We start from the raw sequence: 21,397 nt of genomic DNA, 5'->3' as shown, positions 1-21,397 counted from the left end.
GTGATTCCTAAGTAGTGTAGGCACTGCTCAAAACATTACTAAACTTTAGTTTCTTAATTAGCTAGTAATACTAGTGAATTTGATATATTTGAAAGATTAAAAGTCGTCTGATGCTATAAGCATCAGACGACTTTTAATAACTAACAAATCCTTGCGGATTAATAGGAGTACCATTTTTTCTAACTTCAAAATGAAGATGAACCCCTGTGCTTCTTCCTGTATTTCCCATTTCGGCAATCTTCTGCCCTTTATAAACACGATCTCCCTTTTTTACAATAAGCTTATTATTATGTGCATAATAAGTTTGATACCCGTTTTCATGATCAATAATAACTAGATTACCGTAGCTACCATTTTTTCCTGCGAAGGATACTTTTCCTGCATCCGCTGCAGAAACTGTAGTACCCCTGGAAGATGCTATATCTATTCCTGTATGTCTTCTTCCCCACCTCATACCAAATGGTGAAGTTAAACGTCCCCTTGTTGGATTAGAAAATGCTCCTGTTGCCATTGTAGCTGGTCTTTCCTTAATCCCTTGAGCTATAACCCTAGTTTTTGGCTCTGAAATAATTTTTTCGTCTACAACTTCCATATTAACTTCTGCACCATTTTCTTTAACTATATATCCTTTTATTTCACGTTTTCCTTCTGCACCTTGAACTGTTATTTTCTTATCGCCTTTATATAAAGAAGCTGTTTCCTCGTATTCAGTGTCAAAAGGTATTTCTTCCACCAACTCTATATATTCCTTAGTTCTAACAGAAACCAAAGGCTTAGGCACTATTAGACTAATTTTCTGACCTATTTGTATCCTCTCAGGATTCATACCTGGATTAGCTTTTATAATATCATCCATCTTTAAATCATATTTTCGTGCAATAGTCCAAGGATTTTCTCCTGACTCTACTTCATGTATTTTTTCTTCATCTGTACCAATTGCTATTTTTTGTAATGCCTCTTCTTCCTCTATAATCTCACTAAATTCTGCACCTACTTCAACAATCTCTACTTTTTCTGCAAAATTAATCTCGTCATACTCGCTTTCTTCCTTTTCTAAGAAAGGAGCTTTAATGCTGTCTAATATATTTAAAGCTGTTTTTTGATCTTTAACGATTACTACTTCTTCTCCCTCAACCTTTATAGCTGTAGCTTTTAATTTAATATCAATTTGTTCCTTAATATTTTTAATCATTTCATCTACTTCTGTTATCTCGTCTCTTTTTACCTTTGTCTCAACAAATGATGGTTCCTCATTCATTACTACATCCTGACCATATATGGATACAGCCTCTTCTTTAACCTGTTTAAGAGCTTCTAAAAATTCATCTTCAGTTCTAACTATAGCTAGTATATTATCATCTACCTCTACATTATATGCTGTAATTGAGCTGTGTGCTTGTAAATATATACCAGATACTAAAGATATAGATATGGCTGCTACACCAGCTGTTTTATATGTAAGTTTCTTATTACATTTAAATTTATTATAGAGTGATTTAACTTCAACGCTTTTAACTTTATTATAAAGTAACTTAGTATCTATATTTTTACATTTATTGTAGAATGATTTTATCTCAGTTGTAATTTTTTTTGAAAATTTATTAACTTTCTCACTTATCTTAGTTTCCATCTGTAAATCTCCTCTCAGAGTATCTAATTCATTGTAGACATCTCTTGATTTAATTTTCTTAGGATTTTCTTAGGATTCTCTTAAAATCTCCGTAACTCTTTTGTAACAATTACTTTTTTATTATAACATAAAATATATTTTTTCAATACCCAAACTTATATTTTTTACATAAAATATAAATTTTCTAATTATCTAAAGCTTTAAAATCAGTAAAAGGTCAATAATATTTTGAGTACTTGAAGTTTTTACCTTGCAAATTCAAGGCTATATGAATTAATACGATGGTACAAGATGATTTTTAGTTTGCCCTAGGTATAGAAGATTATTCCATATTTTTATTTAGCCACTTGGAAAACTCGTTTTTCAAATCCTTGTTTGTATTTTTTTGCATAATATCATAAAAATCTTTTGTTGTGGCATTTTTAAATTTATATGTATCAAAGTATTCTCTTAAAGCCTTTAAGAAAGCCTCATCTCCCATTTCTTGTCGAAGTTCTTTTATAAACATAGCCCCCTTACTGTAAACAATACTACTATATTCTATAGAACTATCAAATTCTTTTAGGCTTCTTAAAATACCTTTATCATCTTTATTATATCCATGCCTAACAAAATCTTTATATTGAGCTTTTACCATTTTTTCATATATTTCTTCTTCAATATGGGCACCGTATTTTTCTTCAAAGTACATTAATGTAGCATGTTCTGTCAAAGCCTCATCTAGCCATGGTTCTGCCACTTCGTTATTTCCTATAATTCCATACCACCACTGATGGGCTACTTCGTGGGCGATTACATATTCTAAAGCAAGGTCCTCCTTCATTTCGTAAAGAGATTGACTAATCATAACTAGATTTGGATACTCCATTCCTCCTATAAAAAAGTCACTAGCAACTATAGATAACTGCTTATATGGATATTTTCCAAAAACCCTATTAAATATTTCTAAAGCTTCCATTCCATATTTTAATGCCTGCTCGTTCTTCAATCCACCTATTGTATAAGAAATTACTTCTGTACCGTCTACATTACCTCTATCTATAGTAAACTTTTCGCTTAAAATCATAGTAAAATCTCTTACATTATTAGCATTAATTTTATAAGTTTTTTTCTTATCATTAGAGGATACTTTCAAAATATTACCGGTAGTAGCTAATTCATATTTGTCTGGAATAATCATTGTTACATTATATTCCGCTATATCACTATAAAACGGATCTCCTATAGAATAATAGGGATCTAAATTCCATCCATTCTTATCAAATACAGATAAAATTGGATACCAATTTGCTATGTTCACTGTATTTTCACCGTAACCCATTCGTCCTATAGAATTAGGAAGCTTTACCTCAAAATCCATGGTTAACTCGATAGAGGTTCCTGGTTTTACTGGTATTTTAGGTGTAACTCTTAAATTTGTACTTCCGTCACCTATAATCTTATAGTTTATTTCCTTACCACCTTCCATCACACTCATAAGCTCAATCCAACCTTTATCGAAACCATTAGGATAAGCTCTTACCATGTCACTAGCCTCGAAGGGGGCACTGTTGTTATTTTTGAAGGCGTTAGGATATAAGTGGAAGTACAGATCTTTCATTACTTGATTGCTGGTATTTTCATAATATATACGTTGCTCTCCCCTTACTATCATATCATTTTCATCAAATACCGCATTAATTGTATATTGTGGTGCTTGCTGTGGCTTTGTAAAGGTATTAAAAACCCTTTGAACTTTGCCCATATCCCATATATAGTGAATAGATACAGAAAAGACAAATACTACTAATATAATACTTAAGGTACGGACTCTTCTGCCGAGCCTCATTTTATACACCTCCTTAACAATTTAACGTACTATTAGATTTTATTACAAACTTTTTCTTTTATTCCACAAATTCTATTTAAACGCTAGAAACAGTATGCGTTGTTCTATGATATAATTATATAAAAGGTATAATAAAGGCTTTTATTAAAATTTTTAGTAAGCCTTTGTTGAAATACATTTTGCGGAAAGGATATACTTTCCTATACGTTATAATAAAATGGAGTGATGGCTATGAGTTTTATTAAAGGGAGTACTTCTATTGATTTAGGGGACACGCCTATTGAAAATATTTTTATAGATGTCTATATGCCAATGACAAATGGAACCTTTGTACAAGTGTATTTGCTTGGATATAAATATTCTCTTGACCGTGATCCTAATATGGAGGTAAATAATATGTCTATTGCAAGACATCTTAATATTCCTCTATCTGATGTGCTATCTGCCTGGGATTTTTGGGAAAGTAAACAAATTGTAAAGAAACATAAAGCGGATGGTGAAGATGAAAATAACTATACTGTTGAATTTATTAATTTAAAACAGCTTTATATTGATAATAATTATAAAGCTAACTACAATACGCAAGTAAACAATAATATTACAGAAAAAAAATCTGATACATATACTTGTTCCCCTACGGATCTAGTGGAAGCTAATAAGGTGCCAGAAATTAGAGATATGTTTGTAGAAATAAACAAAATTATTGCTAGAGAACTTGCTCCTAACGAAAAATTAAAGGTAATAGAATTACTTTATCAATACAATATAGATCCACCTCTAATAGTTGAAGCCTTTCGTTATTCTAAAAAGCAAAGAAAGGTAAGACATATTTTGAGCTATTCAGCTGGTGTTATTAGAACTTGGTATGACAAAGGTGTTTTTACTGTGGAACAGTTACAGGAATATCTTATTAAGCAAGGTGAAAGATATGGCCTATATAGCAGAGTATTTAAATCTTTAGGTTTTGGCTCTAGGGAAGCATCTGAAGCTGAAATGAAGGTTATGGATAGCTGGATAGATGAATTCAAATTTGATCTTGATTTGATTTTAGCTGCATGTCAAAACTCTAGCAAAACCCCTAATCCTAATATTAACTATATTAACGGAATATTAAGAGACTGGCACAAAAAAGGAGTTAAACAAGTAGCAGATATAGAAAATCTAGATTATAAAGAAAAAAAGACTTTTTCATATAAACCAACTCAAAGTACACCTAAAATAAAAACTAAATTTCACCTTGCAAAAAGTCGTGGTGATAAATACACTGCCGATGAGCTAGAGCAACTTATATTAAACAATCAGAAGCAAAGATTAAATCGATAGGAGGTATTCTTTTATGATGCACTCATTCGTACATGAAATACTGAGAGATTATGAGGAAAAAAGAAATAGGGCTAAAGCATTTAAAGAAAAGAGATTACAAGAAGTCTATGAAAAAGTTCCAACAATAAAAAAGATTGATGAAGAACTTCAAAAAACAGGTATATCCATTTCTAAAGCATTAATAAGAGGTACAGAGGATCCTGAAAAAACCATAGAAGACTTTAAACAAAAGTTAGAGCAATTAAAACAAGAACGTGCAATCTTATTAACCGAGAATAATATTCCTCTACAATATTTAGATGAAAATTATTCTTGTGAAGAGTGTAAAGATACAGGTTTTGTTAATAGTGGACAAAAATGTAAATGTTTTAGACAACAGCTTATTATTAAGGCTTATAATATGTCAAACTTATCCAATGTTTTGAAAAAGGAGAACTTCCAACACTTTAACCTAGATTTATTTTCTGATAAGCCTTCTGAGGGTCAATCCTTAAGCCCAAAGGAAAACATGATGGATATACTTAATATCTGCGAAGGCTTTGTATTTAACTTTAATGAAAATAATGAAGAGAATTTATTATTTTATGGAGAAACAGGTCTTGGAAAAACCTTCTTAACTAATTGTATAGCAAAGGCATTACTGGATAGAGGAAATATTGTTATCTATCAAACTTCATTCAAGTTATTAGAAATATTAGAAGAGCTACGTTTTAAAAATAATGATGATAAAGAAAAATACAATCTTTTATTTGAAGCAGATTTATTAATAATAGATGATTTAGGTACAGAAATGACTAATACTTTTACAAATAGTGAGATTTTCAATATTATTAATAGTCGTCTTTTATCCAATAAGAAAACAATTGTTTCCACAAATTTATCTCCTAAAGAAATGATGGATCGTTACGATGATCGTATTTTTTCTCGCCTCTTCTCAAAATTTACTGTACTTCATTTCTTTGGTAAAGATTTAAGATGGGAAACAAAATAGCCTCTACTCATAGAGTAAAGGCTATTTTTTAATTTGGTGACCCCTAGGGGAATCGAACCCCTGTTACCGCCGTGAAAGGGCGGTGTCTTAACCGCTTGACCAAGGGGCCTAGACAGCAATTCCCAGTATCCTTAACCAAGAATCACCGTTATAAGATTATAAATGGTGACCCATCCGCGACTCGAACGCGGGACACCCTGATTAAAAGTCAGGTGCTCTACCGACTGAGCTAATGGGTCAAGTTCTTGCTCACAGTTATATATATTACCTAAAATTTTATGTTGTGTCAACATATTTCTACAAAAAATTTCTATGTTTCTATAAAACTAAAAAACCTAGGTAGTTAGCCTAGGTTTTTTATTAACTATTTTGACTCAAAAAATTTATTTAATTCAGCGATTAAATCCTGAACATTAATACCATGAACTCTACCTGCATCACCAATGCTCTCCATTGTAGCACCTGGGCAGCCAAGGCAGTGAAGACCAAAGCTCATAAAAATAGGTGCAACTTCGCGATCCATTTGTAAAACTTCCATAATTGTCATATCTTCTGTAACTTTAAACATTCGACTTCCTCCTTTTTTATAAATATTTCTGATTTCTATAATATTACCACTTTTATCTTGTTTAATCAATGTCGCATACTACATTATATTTATTTCTCATTATTAATTTAACTTAATAATTATAGTATGGTTTAATGTAAAGTTCTTTATTATATATGATCCACATTTTTATGATAATTTTTTAATACTATCCACAAAATCCAAAGCTTATGCACAAGTGTTCGGTGGATATTGTGGATAAGTCTGGGTTTTTCCTAAATAAAATATTAAATTCTAATAGTTATCCTCAGGTTCACTTATTATATAGCATTAACTATTTTGCTGAATCTTATAGTACATATCCTTTGTAATTACCATATTAATAAATTGACATTTTATTTTTGTAGATTCTTGCTTAAAAAAATGCCTATATGGAATAAAATAGTCATCTTTAAAAATAGGTAAACTTTGATCTTCAAATTCCTCCATAACAATACCCTTTGACTTAAAACCACATTTTTCATAGCACCTTTGGGCTCTTTTATTAAAAACAGATACTTTTAAATATAATATCTTCATTTTTAATCCTTCAAAGTAGTAAGTTAAAAAGGCCTTTAATCCATCTGTGCCATATCCTTGAGCAATTTCATCTGGGTCAAATACTATTCCAAGCTCACTAGTTTTTCTAAACCACTTAATATCCCTTAAGGAAATATATCCAACCAACTGGTCGGAATAGTTAAATACTACAAAGCACCTCTTTGCAAAAGATAATGCTTTCCTTTTATACCAATAATCACTTTCTTTTTTACTCATATAAGGAAAATTATAACAATAAAATAATGGATCTTTATGTCTTCCCCACTCTTGCATAATGTCTACATGCTTTCTTTCAAGCTTTTTAATATAGGTTTTCTGCCCCCTTGCAACTACCATGCTATCCCCCGCTATGCATCTCTATATTTTTCATAGTCTAAAAACTTTTGGAATTGTCCCAACCAAATTAGATCCACGGTTCCTGTTTCCCCATGACGGTGCTTTGCAATAATTACTTCACCGATATTCTTTTTATCACTATCAGGATGATAATATTCATCACGATATAAAAACATAACTAAGTCTGCGTCCTGCTCTATGGCCCCTGACTCTCTAAGGTCTGATAAAATAGGTCTATGGTCAGCTCTAAGCTCAGGCGCACGAGATAATTGAGATAAGGCGATTACAGGACAGTCTAATTCTTTAGCCATTATTTTTAAGTTTCTTGATATAGATGCTATTTCCTGCTGCCTACTTTCACTTCTTCCTTCACCCTCCATTAGCTGCAAGTAGTCGATTAAAACAAGGTCTAATCCTTTCTCCATTTTTAATCGTCTACATTTTGATCTCATCTCCATTACCGAAATACCTGGAGTATCATCAAAAAAGATTTTAGATTGTGATAAGGGAGCCATAGCTCCTGCAATTTTCGCCCATTCCTCTTCATTTAGATTTCCAACTTGAATCTTTCCTAAATCTACCATGGATTCGGCTGCTAACATTCTGAGCATCAGTTGTTCCTTAGACATCTCCAAGCTAAATACAGCTACAGAAGCACCTGCTTTAATAGCTGCATTTTGAGCTAGGTTTAACGAAAAAGCAGACTTACCCATAGCAGGTCTAGCTGCAACTAGAATTAAGTCCGTTTTATGAAATCCACTTAATTTTTTGTCTAAATCCATAAAACCTGTAGACAAGCCAGTAATACCTTTTTTATTTTCATAAAGTTCTTCTATTCTATCAAATGTATCTGATAAAACATCTCTAATGGGAGTAAACCCTTCATTAGATCTATCTTGCGAAATGTCGTATATGCTTTTTTGCGCCTGCTCAATTACTTCTAATACTTCTACATCACTACTATAGCCTAATTGAATTATTTCTTGGGAGGATTTAATTAGCTTACGGAGTAGAGACTTTCTCTCTACTATTTCTGCATAATATCGTACATTGGAAGTAATAGGGACACCAGAAGCTAAGCTAGTTAAATACGGAATTCCACCTATGGCATCTAAAATTTCCCTTTTTTTGAGCTCTTCAGTTAAGGTAACTAAATCTACTGGCTCATTCCTATTGAACAAGTCATACATAGCTTCAAATATTTCTTTATGGGCCTCTTTGTAAAAATCCGAGCCTCTTAAAAATTCTAAAACAACTATAATTGCTTCCCTATCTAATAACATAGACCCTAAGACTGACTGTTCGGCTTCTATACTATTAGGTGGTATCTTATTCATTAATTTTAAATCTTCCACAGATATACCTCCTACCTACTACCTGTTTGTTTAAGATTTTTATATAGGTTTAAATATTATTACACTAATTATAATATAATAAAGGGTTGGTGTCATTACCAACCCTTTATTATATAACAAAATATACTTTCTAATTGTAATCTCCTCTGAAGAAGCTAGAGGTTAGTAAAAGCATTGGATGCCATAGCATCCGACGTCTTTTATGCTTCTTTTATACTTACCTTTAACTTTCCAACAACACCAGTATGAAGCTTTACTTCCACGTATCTTACTCCTAGCTCTCTAATTGGCTCTGGTAAAACAATTTTTCTCTTATCTATCTTAATTTTATATTGTTTTTCTAACATTTCCGCTAAGTCCTTAGAGGTTACAGATCCGAATAATCTTCCGCCCTCTCCAGCCTTTGCTGTTATTTCTATAGATGACTTTTCTAATTTTTTTGCAAGATCTTTAGCATCATCTACCTCTTGTTGTTTCTTCATTTCTTGAGAAGTTTTTTGTTCGTTAAGAGTTTTCATATTACCACCAGTTGCTTCTACAGCCGCTTTTTTAGGAAATAAAAAATTTCTTGCATATCCATCACTGGCATTTACTACTTCACCCTTTTTGCCTAATCCCTTTACATCTTGTAATAAAATTACTTTCATTCATCTTCACCTTCCTCAAAGTATTCTTCTATTGCTTTTTCTAATCTTTCTCTCACTTCCTCCATGGTACTATCTTCTATCTGGGCTCCTGCTACTGTCATATGGCCGCCACCACCAAGTTTTTCTAAAATCACTTGGACGTTAATATCTCCCATGGATCGTCCACTTATAAAAATCATTGTATCATCTTTTCTTCCTAAAACAAAGGATGCCGTAATCCCTCTTGCACATAACAACTCATCTGCTGCCTGAGCCGCAATAAGCTGTGAAGCTTTAGAAACTTCATCTAAGCTTGAAATAGCTATAGTTTCATAAATTATTTCTGATTTTTTTATAACCTCTGCCCTAGCAATAATAGTGTTAAAATCATCCTCGAATAACTGTTTCACTGAAGTTGTATCTGCACCTGCCCGTCTTAGTAAAGATGCGGCTTCAAAGGTTCTTACCCCAGTTTTAAATGTGAAGTTCTTAGTGTCTATCGCAATACCTGCTAATAAGGCTTCTGCTTCGATTTGTGGTATATTAATTTTCTCATCCATGTAACTGAGTATTTCCGTTACTAGCTCACAAGTAGAAGAAGCATAAGTTTCGTGGTAGGTTAAAACAGTATTTTCAATAAACTCCGTTCCTCTTCTATGATGATCTATTACAACTATCTTATCTGTTAACTTTAATAAATCTGGGCACTCTGTAAAATTTGGTCTATGAGTATCTACTACTACTAATAATGATGTACGCTCAATTCTAAGCTTTGCCTCATCACAATGTATAATTGCCTTTTTGTATTCTTCTATATCATATATTCTATTAAATAATCCTTCAATTGATGGATTAGATCCATTTAGAACAACATAGGCATCTTTGCCTCTATTTTTGGCTGCACGATATATACCAAGTGCGGCGCCAACAGCATCTAAGTCTGATATTTTATGTCCCATAACAATAACATTTGTAGATTGTTCTATTAACTCACGTAGAGCATGGGAGATTACTCTTGCCTTTACCTTAGTTCTTTTCTCCACTGCCTTTGCCTTGCCTCCATAGAAGCTAATCTTATCTCTCTTCTTTACAGCTACTTGGTCTCCACCTCTACCAAGAGCTAAGTCTTTAGCTCCATTAGCAAAATCACAACTTTGCAGAGGGGTTTCGCCATAGGTTCCTACTCCAATACTTAGAGTAATCGGCATATTATTTCCTTGATTTATTTCCCTTATTTCATCTATTATATCAAATTTTTTGGACTCCAGTTTTTCTAAATACTTATGATGAAAAACAACTATAAACTTGTCCTTAGCATATTTACGTATAAATCCATTAATTTTTCCTGCCCATAAGTTTAATCTATGCTCTATTTCAGCTGACACTAGTGGACGTTTTGTCTCCTCTGTGCTCTGCATAACATCATCGTAATTATCAACCTGTATAAGACCTACAACCATTTGCTCCTCATTATATTTTTTGCTTAATTCCTCATACCTTGTAACTTCTATCCAATATAGCATAATAATATAATTAGAAGTATGTCCTCTCGGCAATTTAACAATATTATATACAACCTTAAAGTACCTATTATTAATTTCAATTATCTTTGATAATTCATTTTCATTTTGCAATATGTTTCTAAGATCAAAATTAGGAATAACATCCTGAATATCCTTCTCTAACAAATCCTTACTATTTACTACATCTAAAAATTTAGGGTTATACCAAGTAATGGTTCCATCAAATTCTACTATTGTTAAAGGAATAGGAAGATTTAAAACTGCATACTTTGTTGCAGAATCAATGTCAGAAGACAGCCCTTCAATATAACGAGTCCATTCCTCACGCCTGATGTTGCTAATTTTTAAATTATAGTAAATTAAGTATGCTAATAAAAATATACCAACTACACCAATTGCCCTATTATAATAGGATACTATTAATATGAATACAAAAAGTATAATAAGATAAATCCGTGTATCAGGAACTAGCATCTTGATGAATTTGCTATTTTTTATACCTTTCATAGTTTTGCCTCCTAAATTTCATTAAAGCTATTTTGTCCCTAGCCTTCTCACGTCAACTATAGAATCTACTAATCCTACAAATGAAATTGCAGTTAGTAAAGGACTTATCAGAAAAATTATTCCTATTAAAAGGATGCGAATTACTTTAGGAGTACTAGTTCTTTTTATTAAATAACTTATAACAGATATTCCTTGTAAAAAAAATAGGAAAATAAAAAGCAGTGTAACATTTGTAATCAGACTAACATGATAAATGCCTTCAATATATCTAGTTAAATAGCTTAATGTAAAAATAATAAAGGAACCGAGTACAATATTTGTCGGTAACCTAAACGTACTAAATTGCGGAAGATCAATATCATTAGATCTGAAACGTTTCAATATAGCAGCAGTTAAATAGTAGTTTCCAAGAGCTATAAACATGGATTGAATAATCAACACCCCAGGCACAATCATTAATAAGTAATTTAGTATTTCATCCGCACTAAGAACATCTACATCCATTGTCTTTAACATATCTACTTGCGTATTGATAATATTCTCCGCAACAATGGCTATTTCATCAATTATGCTAATACCTCCAATATATGAAATAAACTGAAATATAATGAAGATAGATAGAATTGATGCAATAGTGCCTACCCCTATTACTACATATGGCTCTTTACGTCTTTTTATATAATAACCCATTGCAATCGTCATTGGTCCAAATATTGATATTAGTAAAATAGTATACATTAATTCTGTCAAAATTCCAATTAATAAACTAAAGGTAATAAAAGATAATATAGAATATCTAGCGCCATGTCTATAAGCTAAAATCATAAATGGCACAGGGATTAATATTATTGATATAGATAAAATAGGTAAATATATAGCGCTAATAGCAAATATGGTTGTAATAGCGGCGATTAAAGCGGCCTCCATAAATGCCTTGTTATCATTATAGCTTTTCATTTAAATTCACTCCTAGTTGTTATTTCCCATGTTCTTTTAGATGTTGATGTAAGCTTGAAAGGTCTCCATACCATTTCTCAAGATGATGCTCCTCTAATATATGAAGTCTTGCCTTTTCTTGTACTTTTTTATCAATGGTATCATAGTCAATACCTAACCTTTTACCCAAAGAATAAGTAACTAAAATAATATTGGCTAGTCCTTCAAGAATCATTTGTTGTCCTTCTTTAGCTCCCTTAAATAAAGCTTCGAAAACTACAGAAACACTACTTAGAAGCTCACACTTAAGGAAATCTATCATTTTTATATTACGACCTATATCAACATTGTTCTTTTGAAAATCAAACATTATATCTCCCCCTAGAATGCCACTAATATGATCATTCTCTCTATATTCTATTATATACCACTATTCCCCTTCTAACAAAAACTTCTTACTATTTTTGATTTAATCGGTATCCTTTTATTATATACTATTTTTAAAATTGTAGCACGTGTTTGAAAGAATTCATATACTTCAAAACAAAAAAGCAGCAGGGCTGCTTTTTATAACACATATTTTAATAATAACAATAGTATTACTCCAGGCATTCCTAATACACCAGCAATAACAGCACTAAGAGGGTTAATTACTAATGAAATACCCCAAATACCTCCAATTATATTTATAACAAAAAGCATAATTCCACCTAATATACTATTCCATACTAATCTTATTATCCATTTCAAAGGGATTAATAAAATCCAGCCAACAACATATAGTAAAATTAGTCCCACAGCATAGGCTAATATAATATTTAATTCTAATCCCATATTAAGTTCCTCCAATATCTATTTATTAAACCAAGTTATATACTATTATACATAAATATAAGGAGTAGTACATGTACTACTCCTTATATTATATAATTCTTTATATAATAATATGATACTCTAATGAAAAAAGTCCTCTGATGTTATGGCATAGACTCCTGTGGCACTTAAATTCTTAAGCTTTTCTTTTAAACTTCAAGTACTTAAAATACTGCTATACTTCTGCTTTTTTTAAACCATCCATAATTAGAAAAGTATGTTGCCTTGCATTAATGAGAGTTCATTCTAATGCCATTAGCCTTTGCTTGTTTAAGCAAGTAAATATATCTTGCCTTAGTAGCTTCTAATTTATATATAGCGTGGTCTACTAAATCAGGATCAGCTACACTATGAAAGAAATTTTCTGCACTTTGCCACTCTTCATATGCCTGCATTACACATTTAGCAAGTTCTTTATCCTCATCTACTGCTTGATTATTTGTCTGATTAACTCTATTATATAAATTTCCTAAAGCACTTACTAAGCTGCCAAAGCTTTTTTCTTTTTTTCTAGTTATATCTTTTTCTTCCATTATAGATTCCTCCCCCTGGATTTTGATATTTTATCCGATTTTATCTATAATGTTATCCATTTTTTACTATACTATACACAGTGCTTCTTATAACAAAGGCTTCTGTCAGAGTGTTTTTAGTCAAATAATCCTTTATTAAAACCCATTTACAAAAAATGTACATTAAGAAATTTTATACTTTCCTATGGGTTATAAAATATCTGCTGCTAATTGAGCTAAAGAAGAACGCTCGACCTTTCTAAATGTCACATGAGCCGATAAATTCTCCTCTTTAAACTTATTAATAATATAAGTTAATCCATTGCATTCACTATCTAAATAAGGATGGTCTATTTGCTCTGTATCTCCCATTAAAACTATTTTACTGCCTTCTCCAACACGAGTAATAATCGTTTTTACTTCATGTCTAGTTAGGTTTTGTGCTTCATCAATTATAATAAACTGATTTGGCACACTCCTTCCTCTAATATACGTAAGAGCTTCAATTTCTATTCTATTCATTCCAACTAACGTATCTTCTAGCTTTGTAAATGATTTTGTTCCCAATAGTAGTTCAAGGTTATCATAAATAGGTTGAACCCATGGTCTAAGCTTTTCATTTTTATCTCCTGGCAAATACCCTATATCCCTACCTACTGGAATAACTGGCTTTGTAATCAATAATTTTTTATAGATTCTTTCGTCGTTGGTTTTATATAGTCCTGCAGCTAGTGATAATAAGGTTTTTCCAGTCCCCGCCTTTCCCGTTAAAGTTACTAGCTTAATATCATCATTTAATAATACTTCTAATGCCATCCGCTGCTCTGCATTTCTTCCCTTTATTCCCCAGTAGCTATTTTCTCCAAAAACTAAGGCTTTGATTTTTCCTGTTAGTTTATCAAACCTTCCGACAGCCGACTTATTAGGCGAATCTTCTCCTTTTAATATAAGAAATTGATTAGAGAGAAGTCCTATATCATCAAAATAATGATAGTCTAAATATCCTTTTTCATAAAACTGATCAATCAATGTTGAAGAAACTCTGTATTCCTTATAACCAACATAGGTCTCATATGTATATTCGATTTTATCATGTAGATAATCTTGGCTTTCTATACCTAAGCTATCTGCCTTAATTCTCATTATTGCATCTTTGCTAACAAGCACCACCATATTTTGTATACCTTTATTCTCGTTTTCCAGTTGTAAATTTAAAGTAACAGCTAAAATCCGATTATCATTGTTAACTTCATTAAACCATTCGGCAACATGACTAAAACTTTTATGATTTAACTCTACCTTCAATGTTCCACCGTTTTCTAACCTCACACCTTTGCTTAAGCTATTTTGCTCTCTTAAATGATCTAACTCTCTAGCAACTTCTCTAGCATTTCTTCCAATAATATCTAACAAATTCTTCTTTGTATCTATTTCTTCTATAACAACTGCTGGAATAATAATCAAATTATCTCCAAAAGCATATAAACTTCTCGGATCATGAAGCAACACACTGGTATCAAGCACAAAGGTTTTTTGCATAAGCCCCCCTACTAAAGTAGAGGTCTTCACCATCCTTTCCATAGGTAAGTCTTTCTACTTAGTATTATATGTTTATTAAATAAAAAGGAGATTCATGTGTTAAAATTTATAAATTCTACTATCCATATTTTTAGATTTTAAATGCCCTAGACATTTCCTCTAACCTCTTGGCCGTCTGAAGCACTTTACCCATCTCTTCTACCACACTTCCTACACCCTCAGATATGTTTAAATTCCTTAATGATATATCTGCTGTTCCGGCTGATCCTTCTTCTATGGCTGAAATTATTTCATCTATAGATGCATTTATTCTATCTATCCAATCTTTTAAGGAATTAGCATATCCGTTAAACTCTACTATTAAACTATTTACAAAGTCAGCATCATTACTATACTGTTCTCCTATTATTTGAAATTGCTCATAGTTTGTTTTTACTTTATCTTCTATAAATTGTAATATGTTTCTTGAATTTACTTGTAAATCTTCAACTCCATTAGTAACCAGCTTTATAACTTCTTTTACTTCTCCTATAGCACCTTTAGTATTTTCAGATAACTTTCTTATTTCATCTGCTACTACCGCAAACCCGTGCCCAGCTGTACCGGATCTTGCGGCTTCAATTGAGGCATTTAAAGCCAATAGATTTGTTTGATCCGATATTTCTTCAATTACCTTAGCGAATTCTTCTATTTTTTGTACTGCTCTAGACTCTTCTAAAGCTTTTTCTAAAGAAACTCTACTGCTTTCATATATATGGATAGCTTCATTTGTAGAGCTAATAGCATCTTCCTTAATAGTGATTGCTCTCTTATATATATGGTTAACAGATTCCTCTCCTTCAATTATTCTTTCTGACATATTTCCTACTATTTTTCTAATCTCTGTAGACACACCATATACTTCTTGTATAGAAGATGATGTTTCTTCCATACTTGAAGAAAGTTGCTGGGTAGCCGCAGAGGTTTCATCAGTTTCGTTTTTAAGATTAACTAGAGTTTTCTCTACGTCATCTATAACAGTATTTATATTTTGCGATTCCATTATTAGGTTCTTTGCAATAGTAGTTAAGTTTGTAATCATAGTTTTAAGGGAACTAATTAATATTCCTGTTTCATCTTTACTTTTTGTTTCTTCTACCTCTATATTAAGATGCCCCTTAGATATTTTTAATAATAAATCGTTAGTATATAAAAGCGGTTTTGTTATTTTATTGGTAATAACTACAAGTGTGGCTAAAATTATTGTCATTCCTATACTAGCAATGATAATAATTAAGGATCTTAATTTATAATACTCTACCAAAATGTTCTCAAAAAAAAGAACAGCTCCATAAGTCCAATGGATATCTAGATCATCAAACTCAATCGGCACTAAAACCCTTAAAACTTCTTTGTTATTCTTTACGGCTCTTCCCTGAGTTATAACTTCCCTACCATCTAATATATCCTCAGCTGTTTCTTGCCATATTTTTTCTTCTTCTTGTAATATACTCTTTGTAACATCCTGAGGTCTACCTGTATGAGCTAAATAATCACCTTTACTCGAAATTAGCATACCCACCCCACCTTCTAGAGTATACTGCAAAACTTGTTCTTGTAAAAAGTCTAGTTCAATATCCCCAGCAATAACCCCTATAAATTGATTTTTATTATAAATAGGTAGAGATATTCTAACTTTATTGTTGGATTTTTCGTCATCTAATTTAGCAAATACCTCTATTGCATTTGGTTTGCCTATATCCTTAGCTATACTATACCAATCTTGTTGGACACTTAGGTACTCTTTTTCTTTATCGACTATTACTATTTTCCCATCCTGATTAGCAACTACATAAGCAGTTTCGTAATTATTATCTTTTATAGCATCCGGCTCCAACAATAACGTTAAACTAGCCATATAAGGATTATCTTCTAAGATCGTTTTAAAAGTTTCATCTATATTAATTTCTTCTGTAGCAGTTAAAGTGTTACTTATGACTTTTAGAAGCGAGGTGGTCTGATCTACTCTTGCCTTTATAATAGATCCATTGTACAGAGCATTTTCCTTAGAAAATTTAATTGCCATCTTTAAACTGTTATTCTTAACGTTTATTAATACAGATGTAAATAAAAACACGTAAGAAATAATTACAGTTAAAGTTATAGAAGCTATTACTTTCTTAGAAATACTAAAATATTTAATTTTCTTCAAAGTCTTTCCTCCTTGTATGTTCAAATATTGTAACTATTATTAGGTCTAAACTATATTTAATATTTAATATAATTACAAAATAATAAGAGCTAGCAAAACTATTGTTAGCTCTTATTATTATAAACTCTATCTACTTTCCTAGTTTCTCGATAAGTAGATCTTTATATTTAAAGTCTGTTCCAACTATATGACCAGATACCCAGTTAATAATGAAGTCTATCATATCTAAAACTACTTGTTTTTGATTTAAATCTATATCCTTAGCTTCAGTTTCATTTAACTTATCAATAAAACGTTGGTGCTCTATTTTATGACTTTCAATATCCCTATAGTTAACCTTGTGCATACATAGTTCTTCATAATCAAAATGATATTTTGTATATTCCTTTAGATGGTTTATTAGCCCTACTATCTCATCGTAATGATCTGAGCTATCATCTAAAGATGCTAAATCGTATAATTCTGCTCCAATTTCAAATAACCGTTTATGTTGCTTATCAATTTCATCAATACCTGTATTAAACCTATCCTTCCATTTAAATATCATAGCTTTTCCCCCTTTATGTTTTAAAACTTTAATTGTTAAAATTTTGTTAATTGCAATTGCATAAACTTTGAATAAATCATTTTAATAAACTAACTTTCCCAATCATTATATACCAAATTATGCTTTATTTTAAACAATTTGAAAAGCTTATAACAAATATTTAATTAAAAGACTTCTAACTTAATGCTAATACGCTTTTTAATATATATTTTCCCTGGAAATAGTTTTTATGGCTTTCTTCATTTAATCTATCCTTTCTTTTCTATTACTTACTCTTTTTAATCTTAGCTAAATTATATTTTCTTAATTATAACCTTATTTTTAGCAAATCCACATAATTATTATATAGCTTACTAAATCTTATGATATAATTTTACTTGAAAAATATTACTCACAGGAGGAGACACTATATGAAATCTTTAAAAGGTACAAAAACTGCTGAAAATCTATTAAAAGCCTTTGCTGGAGAGTCCCAAGCGAGAAATCGTTATACATATTATGCATCTCAAGCAAAGAAAGAAGGCTATGTTCAAATCTCTAACTTATTTACAGAAACAGCAGATAATGAAAAAGAACACGCAAAACGTTTCTATAAGTTTTTAAAGGAAGATACTCAAATTAATGGTGAATGTTTAGAAATTACAGCTTCTTTCCCTGCTGCTTTAGGTGATACTAAGTTTAACTTAAAAGCTGCTGCTGAAGGAGAAAACGAAGAGTGGACAGAACTTTACCCTGAGTTTGCTAACATTGCTGATGAAGAAGGATTTCCAGAAGTAGCTGTTGCCTTTAGAAAAATTGCAGAAGTTGAAAAGCATCACGAAGCTCGTTATTTAAAGCTTCTAGAGAACATTGAAAAAGATCAAGTATTTAAAAAAGAAGAAAAGACATCTTGGAAATGTAACAACTGTGGTTATGTACACGAAGGAGAAAGTGCTCCAGAGTTATGCCCTGCCTGTATTCACCCACAAGGCCATTTTGAAGTTTTAGCTGAAAACTATTAATTTATATTTAAAAATCTTCTATTGCTTAGATAACACATATAAAAGTTTTTTAACTTTAGAGTAATTAACGAGACTATATTCAAAGTATAGTCTCACTTTTATTTAATTGATATAAATTGTCAATTTCTAAAAAGATTGAACCGTAATAATTTCATTGCATATCTTCCCTTAATAGCGACAATACTAGCGACACCCCAATTAGTTTAACAATCAAAGATATAATTTCCAAACAGTTCTATAATCGTGGGTGCTTCTATCAATATTTTAATCCTTCCTTCAAAATTATTATACATCTTTTCAGATGATTCATTATCAAATAATGACACTCTAATTTTTTTCTGTTTTTGTAATGATTATAACATAAATGTATTGTTAAACATATTAAACAGTAACGTAAATAATCCTTTGTATTACTTTATTTAATTTTTTCTAAATTACTGTAAATAAGCAATTTACATAGTAAGTATATTGACTGGACTAATCGTTTAACTTACTATAATGATATAAATTACTATAGAAGAATATTTCAATTGTGGTATTTATATATGCAAAAGTAAGTACTCAAGAACAAAATTTGACTCTTTAAGTAAATAAAAATAAATCAGAATAAGGGTTGAAGTACTCTTATAACTAGATATAAAAAAAGAAGGTGAATATATGTATACTAAAATTTTAATAGTTGAAGATGAAAAAGCAATTGCTAATTTAATCGAATTGTATCTAAAAAATGAAAATTTCATAGTGTTCAAGTGTTATACAGGAGCAGAAGCAATGAAAGTTATAGAAACCGAACAGTTGGATATGGCTATTTTAGACATCATGCTTCCAGATATAGATGGATTTTCCATTTGTCAAAAAATACGAGATTCTTATAACTTTCCAATCATTATGTTGACTGCAAAAGATGAAGAAATAGATAAAATCACAGGTTTAACATTAGGTGCAGATGATTATATTACAAAGCCATTTCGACCATTAGAGCTAGTGGCTCGAGTAAAGGCTCAATTAAGAAGGTTCACGAAATACAACCAATTAGACAAATCTCAAAAAGAAAACATAATTTCTATAGGAGGTCTAGTGGTAGACAAAAATACTCATGAGTGTTTTTTAAATGAAAAACCATTGTCCTTGACTCCTACAGAATTTTCAATTCTATGGGTTTTATGTGAGAATAAAGGTCAGGTCGTAAGCTCTGACAGGTTATTCCATGACGTTTGGGGGGATAAATACTTTAGCAGCAGTAACAACACCATTATGGTTCACATTAGACACTTAAGAGAAAAAATGAATGATTCAGCTGAAAATCCGAAATATATCAAAACCGTATGGGGAGTTGGTTATAAAATTGAAAACTAATAAAACTAGAAGAAATGATTATTTAGCATTCAAGCGAAAAATATTCTTTAAGGTATTAATACTTATTTTAGCAAGCGTTGGGTTTTTAATGTTATTAAGTTCAGTATTACGGGGTCATTTTGGTAATTGGATTGTAGATTTCTTACGAAATACATTTTATTTATCTGATTCAGATGCAGTGATTATTCATCAATATATATTCCGTAATAACAGGGATAAAATTATGTTAGTTTTAAGTGGCATTTTTTTCTTAATTATTTTTCAATTTGCTATTTCTTGGGTTACAAGGTACTTTGATGAAATTGATAAGGGTATGGACGATTTGATGAAGGGTTCAGATGATGAAATTGAACTATCCCCAGAAATGAGCTTCATGGAAACTAAACTAAATATGTTTAAACATATTCTGGAGAAGAGAGAAAGAGATGCAAAACAGGCAGAACAAAGAAAGAATGATTTAGTTGTTTATTTGGCACATGATATAAAAACTCCTCTTACTTCAGTTATCGGATACTTAGATTTAATGTCAGAAATACCAGATATGCCAATTGAACAAAGGGCAAAATATATGGAAATTACTTTAGAAAAAGCAAATCGCCTGGAAAAACTTATCAATGAATTTTTTGAAATTACAAGATATAATCTCCAGACCATTGTATTAGATAAAAAAGACTTTAATCTATCCTATATGTTATTTCAAATGGCAGATGAATTTTATCCAATGCTTTCTGAAAAAAAGCAAGAGGTTGTAGTAAATGCAGAAGACGATATTATGCTTTGTGGCGATTCAGATAAACTGGCACGAGTATTTAATAATGTATTTAAAAATGCAATTGCATATGGTGATAAAAATAGCAAAATCATAATAGATGTTTATAAACAATCACACAATGCCATTATAACCTTTAAAAATTATGGAAAAAGTATTCCGCCGCAAAAACTAGATAGTATATTTGAAAAATTTTATAGACTGGATGAATCCAGAGGAACAGACACCGGCAATGCTGGGCTAGGTCTCGCTATTGCCAAGGAAATTGTAATCTTACATGAAGGTGAAATTCATGCAGAAAGTAACGATGATTATACAATATTCCATATAAAGATACCGGGCGTAATCAATAGCTAAGAAACACTATTCCTGTATGATATAAAATTTCATAAAAGAATAGTGTTTTT

At 31.1% G+C, this 21,397-nt stretch carries 19 protein-coding genes and 2 tRNA genes; 5 read left to right on the top strand and 16 right to left on the bottom strand.

Translation table 11 applies throughout. The features are described 5' to 3' along the window. Nucleotides 1–133: 133 nt before the first annotated feature. Nucleotides 134–1,630, bottom strand: coding sequence for a M23 family metallopeptidase (locus KQI88_RS08015; RefSeq protein WP_216416068.1), 1,497 nt, complete (start codon nucleotides 1,628–1,630; stop codon nucleotides 134–136). Nucleotides 1,631–1,952: 322 nt separating this feature from the next. Beyond that, nucleotides 1,953–3,458 carry a M1 family metallopeptidase gene (locus tag KQI88_RS08010; RefSeq protein ID WP_246579200.1) on the bottom strand — a complete coding sequence of 502 codons (1,506 nt, stop codon included), beginning with the start codon at nucleotides 3,456–3,458 and terminating at the stop codon, nucleotides 1,953–1,955. 231 nt (nucleotides 3,459–3,689) lie between these two features. Between KQI88_RS08010 and KQI88_RS08005 the strand changes: the two genes are divergently transcribed. Together KQI88_RS08005 and KQI88_RS08000 are read left to right on the top strand one after the other, a co-directional pair. After that, on the top strand, nucleotides 3,690–4,781 hold the full coding sequence (locus tag KQI88_RS08005; protein WP_216416064.1) for a DnaD domain protein: 1,092 nt from the start codon (nucleotides 3,690–3,692) through the stop codon (nucleotides 4,779–4,781). Between the two features lie 13 nt (nucleotides 4,782–4,794). Continuing rightward, entirely contained in the window at nucleotides 4,795–5,772 is a 978-nt protein-coding gene (locus tag KQI88_RS08000; protein WP_216416062.1) for an ATP-binding protein, read from the top strand. 34 nt (nucleotides 5,773–5,806) lie between these two features. Here the strand turns inward: KQI88_RS08000 and KQI88_RS07995 are convergent. The 14 genes from KQI88_RS07995 to KQI88_RS07930 form a co-directional block, all read right to left on the bottom strand. Then, nucleotides 5,807–5,881, bottom strand: a tRNA-Glu gene (locus KQI88_RS07995). Between the two features lie 54 nt (nucleotides 5,882–5,935). Continuing rightward, a tRNA-Lys gene (locus KQI88_RS07990) sits at nucleotides 5,936–6,011 on the bottom strand. Between the two features lie 125 nt (nucleotides 6,012–6,136). Further along, entirely contained in the window at nucleotides 6,137–6,340 is a 204-nt protein-coding gene (locus KQI88_RS07985) for a DUF1858 domain-containing protein (protein ID WP_216416060.1), read from the bottom strand. Nucleotides 6,341–6,649: 309 nt separating this feature from the next. Continuing rightward, nucleotides 6,650–7,255, bottom strand: coding sequence for a GNAT family N-acetyltransferase (locus KQI88_RS07980; protein WP_216416058.1), 606 nt, complete (start codon nucleotides 7,253–7,255; stop codon nucleotides 6,650–6,652). 11 nt (nucleotides 7,256–7,266) lie between these two features. Further along, nucleotides 7,267–8,592: a replicative DNA helicase gene (gene dnaB / locus KQI88_RS07975; protein ID WP_212382075.1), complete on the bottom strand. Its 1,326-nt coding sequence runs from the start codon at nucleotides 8,590–8,592 to the stop codon at nucleotides 7,267–7,269. Between the two features lie 218 nt (nucleotides 8,593–8,810). Beyond that, nucleotides 8,811–9,257 (bottom strand): 50S ribosomal protein L9, encoded by a 447-nt coding sequence (gene rplI / locus KQI88_RS07970; protein WP_216416056.1) that lies wholly within the window; start codon nucleotides 9,255–9,257, stop codon nucleotides 8,811–8,813. Beyond that, nucleotides 9,254–11,266 carry a DHH family phosphoesterase gene (locus tag KQI88_RS07965; protein WP_216416054.1) on the bottom strand — a complete coding sequence of 671 codons (2,013 nt, stop codon included), beginning with the start codon at nucleotides 11,264–11,266 and terminating at the stop codon, nucleotides 9,254–9,256. The genes rplI and KQI88_RS07965 overlap by 4 nt, the downstream gene beginning before the upstream one ends. Nucleotides 11,267–11,293: 27 nt before the next feature. Then, nucleotides 11,294–12,223 carry a DUF2232 domain-containing protein gene (locus KQI88_RS07960; RefSeq protein WP_216416052.1) on the bottom strand — a complete coding sequence of 310 codons (930 nt, stop codon included), beginning with the start codon at nucleotides 12,221–12,223 and terminating at the stop codon, nucleotides 11,294–11,296. 19 nt (nucleotides 12,224–12,242) lie between these two features. Next, entirely contained in the window at nucleotides 12,243–12,572 is a 330-nt protein-coding gene (locus tag KQI88_RS07955) for a MazG-like family protein (protein WP_212381004.1), read from the bottom strand. Between the two features lie 197 nt (nucleotides 12,573–12,769). Then, complete coding sequence (locus tag KQI88_RS07950) at nucleotides 12,770–13,036, bottom strand: pro-sigmaK processing inhibitor BofA family protein (protein ID WP_212381005.1); 267 nt, start codon at nucleotides 13,034–13,036, stop codon at nucleotides 12,770–12,772. 269 nt (nucleotides 13,037–13,305) lie between these two features. Beyond that, nucleotides 13,306–13,608 carry a YaaL family protein gene (locus tag KQI88_RS07945; protein WP_216416050.1) on the bottom strand — a complete coding sequence of 101 codons (303 nt, stop codon included), beginning with the start codon at nucleotides 13,606–13,608 and terminating at the stop codon, nucleotides 13,306–13,308. Between the two features lie 189 nt (nucleotides 13,609–13,797). Beyond that, complete coding sequence (locus KQI88_RS07940; RefSeq protein WP_216416048.1) at nucleotides 13,798–15,126, bottom strand: PhoH family protein; 1,329 nt, start codon at nucleotides 15,124–15,126, stop codon at nucleotides 13,798–13,800. Nucleotides 15,127–15,256: 130 nt separating this feature from the next. Then, nucleotides 15,257–17,317 (bottom strand): methyl-accepting chemotaxis protein, encoded by a 2,061-nt coding sequence (locus KQI88_RS07935; protein WP_216416046.1) that lies wholly within the window; start codon nucleotides 17,315–17,317, stop codon nucleotides 15,257–15,259. 130 nt (nucleotides 17,318–17,447) lie between these two features. Continuing rightward, nucleotides 17,448–17,864 (bottom strand): bacteriohemerythrin, encoded by a 417-nt coding sequence (locus KQI88_RS07930; RefSeq protein WP_216416044.1) that lies wholly within the window; start codon nucleotides 17,862–17,864, stop codon nucleotides 17,448–17,450. A gap of 410 nt (nucleotides 17,865–18,274) precedes the next feature. Between KQI88_RS07930 and rbr the strand changes: the two genes are divergently transcribed. From rbr to KQI88_RS07915, 3 genes are all read left to right on the top strand, one after another. Next, entirely contained in the window at nucleotides 18,275–18,865 is a 591-nt protein-coding gene (gene rbr, locus KQI88_RS07925; protein ID WP_216416042.1) for a rubrerythrin, read from the top strand. 657 nt (nucleotides 18,866–19,522) lie between these two features. Further along, entirely contained in the window at nucleotides 19,523–20,221 is a 699-nt protein-coding gene (gene vanR, locus KQI88_RS07920) for a VanR-ABDEGLN family response regulator transcription factor (protein ID WP_216416040.1), read from the top strand. Next, on the top strand, nucleotides 20,199–21,347 hold the full coding sequence (locus KQI88_RS07915; protein ID WP_408629720.1) for a sensor histidine kinase: 1,149 nt from the start codon (nucleotides 20,199–20,201) through the stop codon (nucleotides 21,345–21,347). The genes vanR and KQI88_RS07915 overlap by 23 nt, the downstream gene beginning before the upstream one ends. Nucleotides 21,348–21,397 lie beyond the last annotated feature (50 nt).

The sequence above is a fragment of the Alkaliphilus flagellatus genome, from assembly GCF_018919215.1.
Taxonomy (GTDB): domain Bacteria; phylum Bacillota; class Clostridia; order Peptostreptococcales; family Natronincolaceae; genus Alkaliphilus_B; species Alkaliphilus_B flagellatus.
The sequence above is the reverse complement of the archived record's forward strand: the minus strand, read 5'-3'. Positions and strand labels throughout refer to the sequence as shown.

Excerpts from the sequence above, each read along its gene's own strand:
- KQI88_RS08015 (WP_216416068.1), bottom strand. The coding sequence starts at position 1,630 with ATGGAAACTAAGATAAGTGAGAAAGTTAATAAATTTTCAAAAAAAATT.
- KQI88_RS08010 (WP_246579200.1), bottom strand. The coding sequence starts at position 3,458 with ATGAGGCTCGGCAGAAGAGTCCGTACCTTAAGTATTATATTAGTAGTA.
- KQI88_RS08005 (WP_216416064.1), top strand. The coding sequence starts at position 3,690 with ATGAGTTTTATTAAAGGGAGTACTTCTATTGATTTAGGGGACACGCCT.
- KQI88_RS08000 (WP_216416062.1), top strand. The coding sequence starts at position 4,795 with ATGATGCACTCATTCGTACATGAAATACTGAGAGATTATGAGGAAAAA.
- KQI88_RS07985 (WP_216416060.1), bottom strand. The coding sequence starts at position 6,340 with ATGTTTAAAGTTACAGAAGATATGACAATTATGGAAGTTTTACAAATG.
- KQI88_RS07980 (WP_216416058.1), bottom strand. The coding sequence starts at position 7,255 with ATGGTAGTTGCAAGGGGGCAGAAAACCTATATTAAAAAGCTTGAAAGA.
- dnaB (WP_212382075.1), bottom strand. The coding sequence starts at position 8,592 with ATGAATAAGATACCACCTAATAGTATAGAAGCCGAACAGTCAGTCTTA.
- rplI (WP_216416056.1), bottom strand. The coding sequence starts at position 9,257 with ATGAAAGTAATTTTATTACAAGATGTAAAGGGATTAGGCAAAAAGGGT.
- KQI88_RS07965 (WP_216416054.1), bottom strand. The coding sequence starts at position 11,266 with ATGAAAGGTATAAAAAATAGCAAATTCATCAAGATGCTAGTTCCTGAT.
- KQI88_RS07960 (WP_216416052.1), bottom strand. The coding sequence starts at position 12,223 with ATGAAAAGCTATAATGATAACAAGGCATTTATGGAGGCCGCTTTAATC.
- KQI88_RS07955 (WP_212381004.1), bottom strand. The coding sequence starts at position 12,572 with ATGTTTGATTTTCAAAAGAACAATGTTGATATAGGTCGTAATATAAAA.
- KQI88_RS07950 (WP_212381005.1), bottom strand. The coding sequence starts at position 13,036 with ATGGGATTAGAATTAAATATTATATTAGCCTATGCTGTGGGACTAATT.
- KQI88_RS07945 (WP_216416050.1), bottom strand. The coding sequence starts at position 13,608 with ATGGAAGAAAAAGATATAACTAGAAAAAAAGAAAAAAGCTTTGGCAGC.
- KQI88_RS07940 (WP_216416048.1), bottom strand. The coding sequence starts at position 15,126 with ATGCAAAAAACCTTTGTGCTTGATACCAGTGTGTTGCTTCATGATCCG.
- KQI88_RS07930 (WP_216416044.1), bottom strand. The coding sequence starts at position 17,864 with ATGATATTTAAATGGAAGGATAGGTTTAATACAGGTATTGATGAAATT.
- rbr (WP_216416042.1), top strand. The coding sequence starts at position 18,275 with ATGAAATCTTTAAAAGGTACAAAAACTGCTGAAAATCTATTAAAAGCC.
- vanR (WP_216416040.1), top strand. The coding sequence starts at position 19,523 with ATGTATACTAAAATTTTAATAGTTGAAGATGAAAAAGCAATTGCTAAT.